Annotated in this window: 12 protein-coding genes and 1 riboswitch; of the genes, 8 read left to right on the forward strand and 4 right to left on the reverse strand. The window is 57.6% G+C overall.

All coding sequences use genetic code 11. The features are described from left to right. Positions 1–131: 131 nt before the first annotated feature. Positions 132–3809, reverse strand: a complete 3678-nt coding sequence (locus tag PUV47_RS13855; RefSeq protein ID WP_274219168.1) for an autotransporter domain-containing protein — start codon at positions 3807–3809, stop codon at positions 132–134. A 456-nt stretch (positions 3810–4265) separates the two neighbouring features. On the opposite strand from PUV47_RS13855, the gene PUV47_RS13860 reads away from it, so the two are divergent. From PUV47_RS13860 to idi, 8 genes are all read left to right on the forward strand, one after another. Further along, positions 4266–4952, forward strand: coding sequence for an MOSC domain-containing protein (locus PUV47_RS13860; protein WP_274219169.1), 687 nt, complete (start codon positions 4266–4268; stop codon positions 4950–4952). Positions 4953–5197: 245 nt separating this feature from the next. Next, the gene (locus PUV47_RS13865; RefSeq protein WP_274219170.1) at positions 5198–6523 is read left to right on the forward strand and encodes an MFS transporter; all 1326 of its coding nucleotides are present in this window, start codon (positions 5198–5200) and stop codon (positions 6521–6523) included. A gap of 59 nt (positions 6524–6582) precedes the next feature. Next, positions 6583–6801, forward strand: a riboswitch (cobalamin riboswitch). Between the two features lie 153 nt (positions 6802–6954). Next, positions 6955–7752, forward strand: a complete 798-nt coding sequence (locus PUV47_RS13870) for a DUF4198 domain-containing protein (protein ID WP_274219171.1) — start codon at positions 6955–6957, stop codon at positions 7750–7752. Positions 7753–7787: 35 nt separating this feature from the next. Next, positions 7788–8408 (forward strand): cobalt transporter CbiM, encoded by a 621-nt coding sequence (gene cbiM, locus PUV47_RS13875; RefSeq protein ID WP_274219172.1) that lies wholly within the window; start codon positions 7788–7790, stop codon positions 8406–8408. Beyond that, entirely contained in the window at positions 8405–9079 is a 675-nt protein-coding gene (locus tag PUV47_RS13880; protein WP_274219173.1) for a cobalt ABC transporter permease, read from the forward strand. Before cbiM ends, PUV47_RS13880 begins: the two co-directional genes overlap by 4 nt. Then, complete coding sequence (cbiQ, locus tag PUV47_RS13885) at positions 9080–9871, forward strand: cobalt ECF transporter T component CbiQ (RefSeq protein ID WP_274219174.1); 792 nt, start codon at positions 9080–9082, stop codon at positions 9869–9871. It begins immediately after the preceding gene. Further along, positions 9855–10508 carry an energy-coupling factor ABC transporter ATP-binding protein gene (locus PUV47_RS13890; RefSeq protein WP_274219175.1) on the forward strand — a complete coding sequence of 218 codons (654 nt, stop codon included), beginning with the start codon at positions 9855–9857 and terminating at the stop codon, positions 10506–10508. Before cbiQ ends, PUV47_RS13890 begins: the two co-directional genes overlap by 17 nt. Before the next feature lie 81 nt (positions 10509–10589). After that, positions 10590–11150 carry an isopentenyl-diphosphate Delta-isomerase gene (gene idi, locus PUV47_RS13895; RefSeq protein ID WP_274219176.1) on the forward strand — a complete coding sequence of 187 codons (561 nt, stop codon included), beginning with the start codon at positions 10590–10592 and terminating at the stop codon, positions 11148–11150. Positions 11151–11176: 26 nt separating this feature from the next. On the opposite strand, the gene PUV47_RS13900 is transcribed toward idi, so the two are convergent. From PUV47_RS13900 to PUV47_RS13910, 3 genes are all read right to left on the reverse strand, one after another. Beyond that, positions 11177–12085 (reverse strand): LysR family transcriptional regulator, encoded by a 909-nt coding sequence (locus PUV47_RS13900; RefSeq protein ID WP_274219177.1) that lies wholly within the window; start codon positions 12083–12085, stop codon positions 11177–11179. Positions 12086–12133: 48 nt separating this feature from the next. Further along, entirely contained in the window at positions 12134–13594 is a 1461-nt protein-coding gene (locus PUV47_RS13905; RefSeq protein WP_274219178.1) for an SLC13 family permease, read from the reverse strand. 155 nt (positions 13595–13749) lie between these two features. Continuing rightward, positions 13750–15042: an amidohydrolase family protein gene (locus tag PUV47_RS13910; RefSeq protein WP_274219179.1), complete on the reverse strand. Its 1293-nt coding sequence runs from the start codon at positions 15040–15042 to the stop codon at positions 13750–13752. Positions 15043–15073: the final 31 nt, after the last annotated feature.

The raw sequence follows: 15073 nt of genomic DNA on the forward strand, positions 1-15073 counted from the left end.
CCCAGACCGGTGAATTCACCTCAGGTAGCCAGCCTAGACTATCAAAAGTTTCCCTTTGAAAATACTAGCTGTTTTCTGCGTCTTCAGAAACCCAATGGATTTCTGAAGACGCCGGGTTGGTGAATAAGCCCTTAGAATTGCAGGTTAAACCGGGCGTTGAGGCCGTGGTTCTGGGCATCCGATGCGATCTGACCGGAGTAGGTCACGCCCACGCTGGCGCGATCGCTGAGGGCTGCTGCAAAGCCTGCTTCCACAAGGCCAACATCCTGTGCAATTGGCGTCCCTTCCACGGTGAAGCTGTTGCCGCCGGATGCAAAGCTCTGAGTGAAATCAATGGTTTCCTCAGATGCATGCTGCCAGCCAGCCATGCCGCGTGCGGTGATGGCGGTGTCGCCAAGCATGAAGGTGGACGCAACCCGCAGACCCAGGGTGGTGAACAAAACGTCATCGCTCTGGTCATCTGCTGTCAGAACTGCGTTGCCGCCTTCCTCGGTGAAGCCGTCACTCTCCAGGTTGACATAGGCAAGGCCTGCAAATGGCTCCAGATAAACACCAGAAACATCAAAGCCGTAGCCCAGTTCACCGAAGGCCTGATAGGTCATGGCATCCTGATCGGAGGTCACGCTGTCGGTAAACGTACCGCCGCCCAAGGACACAGCGCGCTTACCGTCCATCTGGTGCCAGGTGGCCGCCATGCCGCCGCGCACTTTGAACTGGTCAAACTGCGATCCGATGTAAGCGCCGATGGTGTAGTTGTCGCTGTCCATGGAAGACTGGCGGTCATCCACATCCATGTTGGAGGTGCTGTAGCCGCCCATCACGCCCACGCGGGCGGTGCCAAAGGCAAGCGCGTCCGCACCGAACATGACGCCGCCGGTTGAACGGTCCATTTCAGCGGCATTGCCATCTGCATCAGACTGGCCCCAGCTGCCGAAAGCCTGGCTCCACAGCGCAAGGCTGCCGAGTTTTTCGGTGCTCAGGTCAGACCCGACACGGGCGGCATCGCCGGCGGAGGCCTCATAGAGGCGATCGGCAGCCGCAGTGCGGGCAAAGCGGCTGTCTTCAATGAGCGCACCGCGTGCGGAAGCGTTGATTTCGCCGGACAAACTGTCATAGGCGGCGGCGGCCTCAGCTTCAGAGGAGGTGCTCATCACAACAGCGTTGTAGACCGCATTGGAGGTGTCCATGGACCCAATAACCGCGCCAACCGCGTTCTGGTTGACCGAGGCATCCGCGATTTCAAAGGTTACATCGTTGCGGGTCAAGGTCAGGGAGATGTCGTTGCCATCGCCCGATGCATAGTCAAGCGTCTCATCAAGGAACAACAGGTCGTTGATGTCCTTTACCTCAGTAAAAGTGCCGGTGATGGCGTTTGTGCCCTGATTGTCAAGGATGATGAACGGACCTGTTGGGGCAACGTCCCACTGGGTGGAGTCGTTTGGCGTCATCACCAGCTCAAGCGTGGTGCCGCTGATGTCCACATCACCTGTGACAACCAGCTGATCGGCCTTGGCAAGAGAGGCATTGACGTTGCCTTCCACCTCGATTTCCAGCACGCCAATGCCAGAGTAGTTGCCGTTAATGGTCGTCACGCCAATGGAGTTGCCCGGCGCGATTCGGCCGTTGTTGTTCGTGACATTGCCAATAATGGAGCCATGACCACCCAAAACACCCGTGCCTTCGACTTCAACGTTACTTTGCAGGCTTGCCGTGTTCTTGTCAGAAGAAGAGCCAACCACCAGCTTGCCGTCTCTGACGATTGTCGTGCCACCAACAACGTTGTTGGCGGCATCAAGGTGGAGGTCGCCCAGACCGGTTTTTTCAAGACGGCCTGCGGTGGTCACTGCGCCGGTGAGCGACAGGGTGTTGCCGGAAACATCCACCGTTCCATTCGCGCCATCCAGATCGAAGTTATCGAGCTCGATTGCCTCTGTGCCGGTCGTGCGGAAGGTACCCCCATTCAAAGAAATGGCACCGGTACCGAGCTGACTGATGTGAGAGACTGTAAGAACGCCGCCATTGATCAAGGTGCCGCCGGAGTAGGTGTTGGCGGCCGTAAGAGTGATGTCGCCCTCGCCAGACTTGATCAGCTTGCCTTCACCACTGATGACACCGTAAAAAGTGCCGTCATCATTCTGATCCAGTTCGAACTCAGCCCCACTCTCAACGTCGACACTGCTTTTCAAATTCTCAGTGGTGCCAACAAGCCGACCTTCTTCAATGGTGACCCCATTGAAAACATTGATCTCATCGGTCAAAGTGAGCGTGCCCGTACCGCGTTTTGTGACCGTTCCATTACCCCAGATGTCACCGTTGAAAGTGCCATCGGTATCCTGATCGAAACGGATATTGGAGTTGTAATAGAGCGCAAACTGCCCCTGTAGGCTGTCGGTATTGCCCGCCAGAGTGCCTTTGCTGACTGTCGTTCCGCCAGTATAGGTATTCATGCCAGTCAGTATGAGAGTGCCGGACCCGTATTTGTCGATTTTGCCGCCACCAGTGATGTTGCCAGTGTGAGTGCCACTGGTTTCTTGATAAAATCTCAGCCAGCCCTCATCTGAGATATCAATATCGCCCTGCAGGTTGCTTGACTTTACGACCAGAGATCCGCCCTCAATGCGGGTGCCGCCGGTATGGGTGTACTGCCCCTCTAGCACAAGCGATTCTGGCCCGGTCTTCACAAGGCGCCCTTCACCCGAAACGTTTGCTGTAAAACTGGTATCCGCAGTAGAGCCCGATGGAGGGTTCACCTCCAACGTTGCGCCATTTGCAACGGAAATGTCACCAATCAGATTGGACGTTCGGCCAGATAGTGTCCCTTGTTCAACAACAGTGCCGCCCGTATGGCTATTGGTCCCTGTCAGTGTGACAGTGCCGGTACCCGTTTTTACGAGGCGGCCATCCCCGACGTACCTTACAGAAGAAGTGCCGCTCGTTGCCTGATCAAATGTGAGAGTTGTTCCTGTAGAGGACGAAATATACCCTTGGAGGCTATCTGCCGTACCTTGTAGAGTACCCTCGTTGAGCCAAGTAATTCCCGAATATGTATTGGTACCGGTCAATATGAGCGTGCCGGTACCGGTCTTGGTCAGGCCCCCATCGCCAGAAAGATCGGCTTGTACTCCCACGTTGAAGGCCTGAGTGTCCAAAGTCAGCCCAGAACCGGACAATGTAAATGTATCGTTAGAGTCAAAGCCTGAGATAAAAGAGGCATTGTCTTCAAGTGCTTGTATGGTCCCGCCGTCCACATTAACAGCAACCGCACCGCCCGACTGAGCTTCAAGGTTCTTGCTGCTCAAAACTGCGCCGGATGAAATGGAGATGTGGGCCGTACCGTTGAGGTGCCCCAACCAAAAATCTCCCTGTGTGGAGAGTTTCGCGGAATTGCTCAGTTCCAGATACCCTGTGTCACGTTGGCCGACGAATGACGTGCCCCTGAACTCTACTTCTGTCCCTACACCATCAATACGCATGTAGGCTGTTGTATCTTGGTAAAACGTGTCAGATACCCAAACTTGACCAAAGCTCGCGGAGGCTCCATTCAAGAACTCTGCGACCACATTTGCGCCGCTCACATGGAGCGAACTCTCGGCCTCTAAAGTGCCTCCGTTAACACTCAGCACAGTTGTCTTGTCTGCGTAACTGCCCCCAAGATCGACCCTTCCGTATCCGGACGGTCCATCCTGAGCGATCAGTTTACCTGAACTATCAATAGTTAGTGACGCGTCGTCGCGCACAATCACACTGTTGAACGTTTGCTCATCCGAGATCGTTCGGGCCTCATTTGACAGATCAAGATCAGCAGCCATGCCCTTGGCAGTCGGCACACACAGAATTGTTATTGCCGTGGTTGCCAACAAAAAAGGTCTAAGCGAAAGAGTTGAATATTTTGGTGCGCGAGTGCTGCAGCTTTTCATTCTAGGGCCTTCCGAACAATGGCCCTAAAAAGAGCCAAATGAGAACGATTTGCCCTTTAAATGCCATAGTTGTTACTTTTACGCATGATGCAATTGCACTAGGCACATCAGAAACAGTACGGAAAACAAAGTTTTATACAGGTTTTTCGGTAACCTTCTATTAACCAGTCAAGTCATCGCAGCAGGCGAAGACCTGTCATCCAGCAAGACGGTTGTATTCGACAGCTAACTTCTTCAAAGACCGAAATTTCCTTTTCTGCGCTTTGTTGAAAATCTTGTACTCCGCTTCAAGCTGTACAACTGAGCGGAGAGAGCGTAGGAACTAGCCACCTTTACAGGAGACTGGCTATGACCCTTTCAGCGCGCATTACCGGCCTTTACGTAGGCAAATCGGAACGTCTGTGGCAGGACAAGGCGCCCTCAGCGATACGCAAAAAGTATCGGGAAGGGCCGCTGGAGTTGAACAAACTCGGTTTTCTAGAGGATGAGCAAGCGGATCTGGAGGTTCATGGCGGGCCGGAAAAGGCACTGCATCACTATGCTGCCGAACATTACGCGCGGTGGGCAGAGGAGTTTCCAGAGCATGCGGCCCTGTTCAAACCCGGTGCAGTTGGCGAGAACATCTCCACAACGGGCCTGACCGAAAGCAATTTGTGCCTTGGTGATGTTTTCTCTTTGGGCAGCGCAAGGGTGCAGATTTGCCAGGGCCGCCAGCCCTGCTGGAAGCTGGTCTCACACACGGGTATTGCCTCCATGGCCATGCGATTTCAAAAGACCGGATTTACGGGGTGGTACTACCGCGTTCTTGAAGGCGGCAGCGCGCGCGCGGGCGATACCATGAGCCTCTTGGACCGTCCTCATGAGGATCTGGTGCTCGCGGATGTGATTGCTGCCCGGTTCAATCCACGTCTTGACCCAGCCTTGGCACAGAAGCTTGCAGACACCGCTGTTCTCAGCGAGAGTTGGCGCAAAGCCTTTTTGAAGAAATCCCATGCGGGTTTTAAAGAAGACACCAGCAAGCGGCTGGACGGCTAAACGGGTCGGTTAAGCAACACTCCCTACTAAAAATCGGGATGTGTGCCCCCCATCTTCAGATCATCCAACCTCCCATTGACGGCTTGCCTGCGCGCTCCTCCTCTGCTGGCAAGCCGTTTCTTTTTTGTGCCGTGCAGCAGGGTATCCTCTGAAATTCAGTTGAACCTTTGTGCCATTTCGATCTGCCCGTAATGGGATATGCTTTCGTGCATCCTGTGAAGAGCACAGGCGCAAAAAGGCACCCGATGGAGCTTCTCCTACCTCTTGCTGACCGGCGTTACCGGTATCTTTTCGCGGCTCAAGTGATCGCGCTGTTTGGCACTGGCCTTGCCACGGTCGCGTTGTCGTTGCTCGCGTTCGATCTGGCGGGAGAAGAGGCTGGGCTGGTGTTGGGAACGGCCTTCACCATCAAGATGGTGGCGTATGTGGGGCTTGCGCCACTGAGCGCTGTGTTTACCGAACGCCTGCCCCGCCGGGCGGTGTTGGTCGCGCTTGGGCTGGTGCGCGCAAGTGTGGCGTTGCTGCTGCCATTTGTGACGGAGATCTGGCAGATCTACCTGCTGATTTTCATCATGCAAGCCGCTTCTGCTGCGTTCACGCCCACTTTTCAGGCCACCATTCCAGAGGTTCTGCCGGACGAAAAGACCTACACCAACGCGCTCTCCCTGTCCCGACTGGCCTACGACCTTGAGAACCTTCTGACGCCCTCTGTTGCCGCTGTTATCTTGCTGGTGACCAGTTACCAGAGCCTGTTCTGGGGCACTTCAATTGGCTTCCTTGCCTCTGCGTTGTTGGTGCTCAGCGTCGTGTTGCCTTCACCCAGGGCCAAGGGCGCTGCGCCCTTCGGTAAGCGGCTCACATCTGGCCTCAACATTTATCTGCGCACACCGCGGCTGCGCGGAATGCTGGCAATCTATCTGAGCGTTGCAGCAGGCGGGGCCATGGTGATCGTCAATACGGTGGTGTTGGTTCAAGGGTCCTACGGCCTGCAACCGGGTGATGTAGCCATCGCGCTGGCCTGCTTTGGCGGTGGCTCCATGGTGGCAGCGTTGGTGTTGCCAGCTGTACTGGAGCAGGTGCCAGACCGTGTTGTCATGCAGGCGGGCGCTGCGCTCATGGCGGTGCTCATGTCTGTGGGCACCTTCACAACCGGCTATGAGACACTTCTGGTGCTTTGGGCGTTGATGGGGCTTGGATATGGCGCGGCGCAAACACCGTCGGGCCGGGTTTTGAAGCGGTCTTCGCACAGTGCGGACCGCCCCGCACTGTTTGCCGCGCAATTTGCCCTGAGCCACGCCTGTTGGCTGTTGACCTATCCGCTTGCCGGATGGTTGGGCGCTGGCATTGGCTTGGGGCCGACATTCGTTGTTCTGGCGGCGCTGTGTTGGCTGGGGTTGATTTTGAGCCTGTGGCTCTGGCCTGCTTCCGACCGCGAAGCTCTGGTGCATTCTCACCCGGAAATGTCGAGGGATGATCCGCACCTTTCGCAGGGCGATCGCCGATTTGGGCGTACCCACCGCCATGCCTATGTAATTGATGACCTGCACCCGCATTGGCCACATCGGATGTGAGGCGGGGCTGCCCACGCCCCCACGTTAGAAGCGATTGACTTTTGAGTTGAAGTCGGGGCACCTTTGCGCCCGTCAATTGGTTCTCAGGAACATGCGTTACTGGGATTAAAAGGGAACACGGTGCGGCGTACCCATCAGGGACCAAATCCGTGGCTGCCCCCGCAACTGTAAGCGGCGAGCGAGGCTTGAGAGACCACTGGAAGGAGTTTCTTCCGGGAAGGAAAGCCAATTCGCAACGACCCGCAAGCCAGGAGACCTGCCGTTGATCGCCAAGGGGCAAGCCCTTGGATCCAACCGGACGCCGGGGTGAGCGTCTGGCGCGGAAATGAGCTGCAGGCCCAAAGATTTGAGCCGTATTCTCTTTCTTTGCCGTTCCCCCTTCGTCCTTTCCTAGCACCCGGCGCTGCCGGACTTATGGAGAGACGATACCTATGTCTTTTAAAAAACTTGGGCTTTCCGCCCTTGCTGCAACCGCCATTTTGGCTTCCCTGCCCGCACAGGCCCACTTTCAGCTCGCCTATTCGCCTGAAGTGAACCTGCAAGAGTCAGGAGACCTGCCGCTGAAGCTGGTGTTCTGGCATCCCTTCGAAAACGGCCATGTGATGGATATGGAAACGCCGCAAGCGGTCTATGCCATCAACCGTGGCAAAAAGATTGATCTTATGGGCAGCTTGAAGCCCATTTCGTTTCAAGGTTCAGAAAATGCCGGTTCGGCCTTCGAGGCAACGCTGCCGGTCAAGCGCTCTGGCGACTATGTGGTGGTGGTGGAACCTGCCCCCTACTTTGAGGCCAGCGAAGACATCTTCATTCAGCAGATCACCAAGTCTTACTTCAACCGTAGTGAGGTGCCGACCGATTGGATGGAACCGCAAGGGCTGAAAACGGAGATCATTCCGCTGAACCGGCCCACCAACATCGTGGCGGGCTCCACTTTCAGCGGCAAGGTGCTGTCTGATGGCAAGCCGGTGGCCGGTGCCGAAATCGAGATTGAGTACATGGCCGCAGAGCCCGACATGGAGAACAACCGCGCTTCGGAAGCAACGGCTTCTCCTTTGCCGGGGGGCTCTCTGGTCGCGGTGACCGATGCCAATGGCACCTTTACCTTTGGTGTGCCCAAGGCCGGGTTCTGGGGCTTCGCCGCGCTTGGTACTGGTCCGGACAAAGTGCATGAGGGCAAAGAGCTTTCGCAGGATGCGGTAATCTGGGTGCGTGCCTATGCCATGGATTGAACCCAACGCTCTCAACCTGTTCAAGGAAACGGCCCATGCACATCGTTGATGGTGCCCTCTCCAGCCCCGTCGTCATCGGCGGGGCACTGATCGCCGCTGGCGGCGTGGCCGTGGGCCTCAAGAAACTTCCGCTGGAGCGGATACCCGCAGCGGGCGTTCTGTCCGCCTGCTTCTTTGTCGCCTCGCTCATTCATGTCCCTCTGGGACCCACCAGTGTGCACCTGATCCTGAACGGGCTCGCCGGGCTTGTTCTGGGCTGGGCGGCATTTCCCGCCCTGTTCGTTGGGCTCCTCTTGCAGGCCGTGTTTTTTGGCTTTGGCGGGCTCACCGTATTGGGCGTCAACACCACCAACATCGCCCTTGCCGCGGTACTGGCTGGCGTCCTCTGCCGACCGGGCGTGGTGCGCGGCTCGCCTTTCGTCGCATCGCTTTGGGGCGGGCTGGCGGGGGGGCTTGCCATTGCCTTCACTACCGTGCTGGTGGGGGCGTCTCTGGCCCTTTCGGGAGAGGCGTTCATTCCAGCGGCAAAGCTGGTGTTCTTCGCCCACATCCCGGTGATTGCCGTGGAAGCTGTTCTGACGGGCATGGCGGTGTATCTTGCAACCAAGGTGAAGCCGGAGCTTTTCGGCGCTCTGACACCGGGAAAGGCAATATGAAACACTTTGCAACCGCAGTCTTCGTGCTGTTCGCCTGCCTGAGTTGGCATTCAACGCCCGCCGAGGCGCACAAGGTCATCACTTCCGTTTTCGTCAGCGGCTCGGCCATTGAAGGGGAAGTGGGTTTTTCAAATGGCGATATGGCCGCTGGAGCGCTGGTGGAAGTCTTTGACGACAACGGCACGAAGCTTGGCGAAACCACAACGGATGAGGAAGGTTTCTTCACCTATGTGCCAACCGCCAAGGTGCCCCACATCTTCAAGGCAAATCTTGGACAGGGCCATGTTGCGCAGGCGGAGCTACCGGCAGACGACGTGCCTTTTGACCGGGGCGGCTCAAATGCGCTCTCCTGGGCCGAAAAGCCAGGTCTGGCCAGTGATACCACGGCCTCTCCTTCAGGTGCGGAAGTTGCCCCTGCTGCAAGCCCTGCGGCGGAACAAACCGCGTTTACAGCTCAGCCTTCGTTTGATCTGGCCGCCTTTGAAGAGGCACAGCGCAAAATGATTGCTGAGGCGGTGCGCAAGGAAGTGCGCCCATTGCAGCGAGAGTTGATCGCCTACAAGGAAAAGACCGACCTCCAGACCGTTCTGGGCGGCATTGGCTACATCCTCGGGATTTTTGGCGTTGGCTTTTACATCGCCGCCCGGCGGAAGCTGAAGGAGACAACCTGAATGGGCCATCTGGCTGGCAGCGAACGGGCAACGTTGAACACCGCGACCGCTGAATCGCGTCTTCTGCAGCGGCTTGATCCGCGTACGCGGGTGATCTGTGTTCTGGTGTTTGCTGTTTGTGTTGTGGCGCTCTCCAGCCCGCTGGCACTTGCCGTCGCTCTGGCCGTGCCCGCTACGCTCATGCTGGTGCAGGGGCTGCCCATTGGCAAGACCTTGCGCCGCATGGCCGCCATGGATGGTTTCATCATCTTCATGCTGGTGCTGCTGCCGTTCACCACGGCGGGACCGGCGGCCTTTACCCTGTTCGGGTTCGACGCGTCCACGACCGGCATCTGGAAGGCGGTTGAGATCGGCCTGACGGCCAACGCCATCATTCTCATGGTATTGGTGCTTGTCGGGACACTGGAGCCAGGGCAGCTTGGCCATGCACTCGCGCGGCTCAGAGCACCGGAAACACTTGTACATCTCATGCTTTTCACCGTGCGCTACATCAGCGTATTGCAGGAGGAATACACCCGGCTGCGCGCTGCCATGAAGATGCGCGGCTTCACGCCCAAAAACACTCTGCACACCTACCGGTCATTCGGGTATCTGGTGGGCATGTTGCTGGTGCGGGCCGTTGATCGCTCGGAGCGTATCCTTGATGCCATGAAGTGCCGAGGGTTTGATGGCAGGCTCTACCTTTTGGATGATCTGCGCTACTCCAAGGCCGACTTTACCTTTGCTCTCGTTTTTTCCGGCGCTCTTGTGGTGTTGATTGGTCTGGAGGTTTTCAGTGGCTCTGCTGTTTGATCTGAAAGACCTGCGGTTTGCCTATTCCGGCCGCGCGCCTGTGCTCAATGGCACCAGCCTGACGCTGGCACCCGGCGAAAGGCTGGCGCTCATCGGGGCTAACGGGGCGGGAAAAAGCACCCTTTTGCGGCTCCTTGTGGGGCTTCACCATCCGCAGGGCGGCACCATAACTGCCTTTGGACGGGAGCGACGGGAGGAGGCAGATTTTCATGAGGTGCGCTGCAAGGCGGGCTACATGTTTCAAGACCCGGATGACCAGTTGTTCTGCCCCACCGTTCTTGAAGACATCGCCTTTGGTCCGCTGAACCTTGGGGCTTCCAAGGCTGAAGCCGTTGCCATTGCAGAAGAAATCCTTAGCAATCTGCACCTGTCGCACTTGCGCGATGCCATCACCTACAAGCTCTCCGGCGGTGAGAAGCGATTGGTTGCCCTCGCCTCCGTTCTTGCCATGAAACCGGAGGTGCTGCTTCTTGATGAGCCCACCAATGATCTGGATGAGGCCAACGAGGCGCGGCTCCTTGAGATCCTGCTGGGGTTGCCGCAGGCCATGATCGTTATCTCCCACAACGCTGGCTTTCGTGACCAGCTTGCAACCCGGCGGCTGCACCTGAAGGACGGCATCTTGAAGGAAGCATGAGCCCCGCCGGAAGGTAAAGCTTGCGTTTCTGGACGATTCCGTGGTTTACGACCGCAACAGATCACGCCATGAAAGACAAAAATGACCATGCACCCAGACACCCTGCCTGATGACAAGGAGACGGTTATTCTCGTTGACGAAAACGACGAGGCAATCGGTACGGCAGGCAAGCTGGAGGTGCATCTGGATGCAAGGCTGCACAGGGCCGTCTCTGTGTTTGCAGTAACCAGCGCGGGTGAGCTGATTATCCAAAAGCGCGCCGCTGCCAAATACCATAGCGCCGGAAAATGGGCGAACACGGCGTGCGGCCATCCGCGCCCCGGCGAACCGTTGGAAGCGGCCGCTCGCCGGCGCATGCGCGCAGAGCTGGGGTTTGAAGCCCCGCTGACCCATGGATTTTCAACGCTGTACAAAGCCGATTGCGGGAACGGGTTGACTGAACACGAGCTGGTGCATGTGTTCTTTTGCAAGACCGATGAGGCCCCTTCGCCTGTTCCTTCCGAGGTGGAAAGGGTCCGCAGTGTGTCCCTCGCGCAAGTTCGGCAAGAGCTGGCCAGTTCTCGCGATGAGTTCGCGGTGTGGTTCCAGTTTTACCTTGATGAGCACTTTGACGATCTGCAGCGCGAGATCGCCAAACTCTGAGCATTGAACAGCTGCCAAGAGGCTTTTCAGTAAGGCTCTGCTTTTCCAGCAGCAGGCGCGTGGGCACTGTCTTGCGCCAAACCCCGTGCAATCTGGAGGAGCGGATCGTTATGACGGCTCTTGAGATGGGCGAACAGGACCCGAACGTGGGTTGGGGTTTGATAGACAAGCTCCACTTCGCCATTTTCTTCGGCTTCTTTGGCCGTGTCGGCATGCAAGAGCCCAACGCCGACCCCGCCTGCAACAAGGGTTCGGGTTACGCTTTCCCGGTCGATGCTGATGATGCGTTTGGGCTGGATGTTATGGGTAGCAAACAGGTTTTCCGCCGTGCGGCCACAGCAGGTGTTGCTGGCCGGGCAGATCCACTGCATGTCTGCAAGACGGGCCCAATCCGGCTCGCCCGGTGTGAAGCCCGACCCCTTCGGCGCGGCAAGATACACATTGAAGTGGGACATTTCCACGGTGGTCAGGTCAGGATCATCGGCGTGGGAGCGGTTAAAGATGCCTGCATCCAGCGACCCATCCTTGATCCCATTTAGCACCGAAGGACCAAAGCCGTGTTGCAGCTCCACTTCAACTTCGGGGCAGCGCTGCGCCAACTGGGTCAGCAAGCGGCCAACCGCCTCGGCGTTGGACACATCCCCTGCTCCGATGCGGAGCTTGCCGGTGATGCTTCCCTTGATGCGGGAGGCTTCTGCGATGAGATCCTGATGGACACTCAAAGTGGCTTCGGCCTTGATGAGAAGACGTGCGCCCGCGTTGGTGAGCACCATCCCGCGGGCGGTGCGTTCAAAGACCTCAAGGCCCAGTGTTTCTTCAATGGCCTTGATGTGCGCGCTGACGGCAGGTTGGCTCAGGTTGAGCTTTTCTGAGGCGCGGGTGATGCTGCCCTCCCGCGCCACACTCACAAATGTCTTCAGCTGATAGATTTCCATCAGAGATCTTTCCGGTTGCCATCGCGCTCTGGATGGTTGCCTTGCAGTTTAGACCAAGCCAAGCAGATGCCACCAGAGCAGATCAAGCGGCCAGAGGATAAACGCCCCAAGAAAGAACAGGGTGAGACACACCTTGGTCACGGCTCCAATGGTCAGGTTGCCAATCTGCATGGCGGCTACCAGTGGCGGTGCCTGATAGGGCAAGAACACATTGGAGAACGCCAAGACCTGCGTCATCAGTACGGTGGAGAGGGGAAGTCCGGTCAGGGCCGCAAGGTCTTGCGCCATGGGTGTCATGACAGCAGGAACGCCCGGCAGGTTGGTGACAAGGGCGACAAGCGACGAGATGCCCGTGAGCACGCTCACATTCCACAGTTGTGCGCTTTGGTCAAACGAAGCGTAGGCTGAGATGGAGTGTACGAAGACCTCCCCCAGTCCCGTTTCGGAGATAACAGAGCCAAGGCCGATGAACCCAACGACAAAGAACAGGGAGGCATAGTTCAGCTTTTCAAAGCAGTCTTTGGCGGCAAGGTTTGTTTGGGGCAGCAGGCAGTAGATTGCAGCGCCCATGGCAACCCAGCCCGGTGACACATGGTGAATGCTGTCCGTCAGCCAGAGCCCAAGGCAAAGAGCAAGAACGGCCAATAGGTGGCGTTCGTGACCGGAAAGCGGCGCGGCCGGGCCATCGGTTTTGGCGCTGTGGGTTGGGTCTTGATCCGGAAACAGCCAGGCAATCACAAAAAGCATGAGAACAGCTTTCAGCGCACCAAGAATGGGGAAGTGCAGCAGCAGATAGTCTGCATAGGAAATCTGGTGGCCGTAGAGCGTCTCCGCCATGCTGGACAGGATGAGGTTCGGCACGTTTGCAGGCAAAATGGTGAGTGCTGGCATGAAGGTGGCAAAGGAAGCTGCGAGCACCATGCCCGTGCGGCCGTTAGAGCCTTCACCGTACCCCATGCGTCCGGCCAGCGTGATGATGATGGGCACCATGATGACGATGCGGCCAATGGCGGATGGAATGACAAAACTGAGCGCCAAGGCAAACACGATGACGCCGCCTAAAACGCCGCGATAGGAGCTTCCAAGGAGCCGTGCAATCAGCACTGCTGCGCGTTGATCGAGTCCGGTAAAGCGGATGGAGGCATTCAGAACCAGGCTGGCAAACAGCAGCCAGAATGTTGAAGAGCCGAAACCGGAGAACACCGTCTGTGCCGGGGCAATCTGAAACACAACCACAATCAGGAAGAACAGCAGGGACGTCCAGTGCAGAGGGACGACGGCAGTCGCCCACATGCCAATGCAGAACACGACCAGTGCGCAAGCCGCCGCCATGGATGGGGTCAAAGCAGAGGCGGTCAGCAAGCCGACGCCTGCACTCGCTACAATAATGATGGAAAGCTGCACCTTTTGTGCTGCGGAAAAGGTGGAGAGAGCGACCTGGGTGGCTGGGGCATTGCTGCGGCTGGCTGGCGAGGCATCGCTCTTTGGGGAAAGCGTTGTATCTGTCATGGGCAGGACCATGCCCGCTGAGTCCCACAAGGTCCAATTGTATATTCTGAGCATACCCCTCACCTTTTGTGAGGACCGGTCAGCCCCCCCCCGCCTCACCCGGCCTCAGCTTTCAAGCCGAGACCTGGTCCGGTGGGAGGGCTGCTCTCAGCGCGTCATGCGTCTTTGGGCTGGTAGTCCGCAGGGTTCACATTTGCGGGGCGGCCCTCGATTGAAAGATGTGTGGTGCGTGGTTCGCTTCGGGCAATGACCTTGCCTCGGCGGACAACGGCCAAACGGGCGGCTTTGAGACGCAGGGCCTCAATGGTGTCCCGTGCCTGCAGCAGCACGAAGTCCGCATTGCAGCCGCGCTCAACACCGTATCCTTCCAGCTGCATGATCCCGGCCGGGTTCTTGGTGACCGCATCGAAGCAGTAGCGCATGTCATTACGGCTGGTAAGCTGAGCCACATGCAGCCCCATGCTCGCCACTTCCAACATGTCCGCATTGCCGAGGGAATACCAAGGGTCCATCACGCAGTCATGGCCGAACGCCACGTTGATGTGGTGCGCGCGCAGTTCCGGCACACGGGTCTGGCCCCGGCGCTTGGGGTACGTGTCGTGACGCCCCTGAAGCACAATGTTGATGAGCGGGTTGGCAATGGCAGAGACCCCCGCTTCTGCCATGAGCGGCAGCAGCTTGGAGACGTAGTAGTTGTCCATTGAGTGCATGGAAGTGAGGTGCGACCCTGCCACTCTGCCCTGAAGGCCAAGTCTTTGGGTCTCATAGGCCAGCGCTTCCACGTGACGGGACAGGGGATCATCGGTCTCGTCGCAGTGCATGTCCACCATCAGGCCCCGATCTGCTGCCAGCTCGCACAGCGCCCGAACCGAGCGCTTGCCATCTTCCATGGTCCGCTCAAAGTGCGGGATGCCGCCGACCACATCCATGCCCCTATCCAGCGCGCGCTTCATGTTTTCTTGGGAAGTGGGGAAGCGGTAGTAGCCGTCCTGAGGGAACGCGACCAGCTGAAGATCGATGTAGGGGGCGACTTTCTTTTTCACCTCAAGAAGCGCTTCCACGCCCAGAAGCCGATCATCGCAAATGTCCACGTGGCTGCGGATGGCCAAAAGGCCTTGAGACACCGCAAGATCGCAGTATTTTAATGCCCGCTCGACAACTGCGTCTACGGTGAGAAGCGGCTTCAGTTCAGCCCACAAGCTGATGCCTTCGAGCAAGGTGCCGCTTTCGTTCATGCGTGGCAGGCCGAGGGAAAGCGTTGCGTCCATATGGAAGTGGCTGTCCACAAACGGCGGGCTGACCAGATAGCCCTGTGCGTCCAGCACCTCACCGGCTTCTGCCGTTATGCCGCGCTCGATGGCGGTGATCTTGCCGCCACTGACGGCGATGTCCATGCCGGTTTCACCGGTGGTGAGTGTTGCGTTTTTAACCAGTAGATCCAGAGACATGAGGTCTGCCTGTCGTCACGAGTAATCTTGA

Source organism: Pseudovibrio exalbescens (genome assembly GCF_028737195.1).
Classification (GTDB): Bacteria; Pseudomonadota; Alphaproteobacteria; order Rhizobiales; family Stappiaceae; genus Pseudovibrio; species Pseudovibrio zosterae.

What these genes read in the sequence shown, in the direction of transcription:
- PUV47_RS13870 (WP_274219171.1), top strand. Translation starts at nt 6,955, where the DNA reads ATGTCTTTTAAAAAACTTGGGCTTTCCGCCCTTGCTGCAACCGCCATT.
- PUV47_RS13880 (WP_274219173.1), top strand. Translation starts at nt 8,405, where the DNA reads ATGAAACACTTTGCAACCGCAGTCTTCGTGCTGTTCGCCTGCCTGAGT.
- PUV47_RS13905 (WP_274219178.1), bottom strand. Translation starts at nt 13,594, where the DNA reads ATGACAGATACAACGCTTTCCCCAAAGAGCGATGCCTCGCCAGCCAGC.
- PUV47_RS13865 (WP_274219170.1), top strand. Translation starts at nt 5,198, where the DNA reads ATGGAGCTTCTCCTACCTCTTGCTGACCGGCGTTACCGGTATCTTTTC.
- PUV47_RS13900 (WP_274219177.1), bottom strand. Translation starts at nt 12,085, where the DNA reads ATGGAAATCTATCAGCTGAAGACATTTGTGAGTGTGGCGCGGGAGGGC.
- PUV47_RS13855 (WP_274219168.1), bottom strand. Translation starts at nt 3,809, where the DNA reads ATGGCTGCTGATCTTGATCTGTCAAATGAGGCCCGAACGATCTCGGAT.
- cbiM (WP_274219172.1), top strand. Translation starts at nt 7,788, where the DNA reads ATGCACATCGTTGATGGTGCCCTCTCCAGCCCCGTCGTCATCGGCGGG.
- cbiQ (WP_274219174.1), top strand. Translation starts at nt 9,080, where the DNA reads ATGGGCCATCTGGCTGGCAGCGAACGGGCAACGTTGAACACCGCGACC.
- PUV47_RS13910 (WP_274219179.1), bottom strand. Translation starts at nt 15,042, where the DNA reads ATGTCTCTGGATCTACTGGTTAAAAACGCAACACTCACCACCGGTGAA.
- idi (WP_274219176.1), top strand. Translation starts at nt 10,590, where the DNA reads ATGACCATGCACCCAGACACCCTGCCTGATGACAAGGAGACGGTTATT.
- PUV47_RS13860 (WP_274219169.1), top strand. Translation starts at nt 4,266, where the DNA reads ATGACCCTTTCAGCGCGCATTACCGGCCTTTACGTAGGCAAATCGGAA.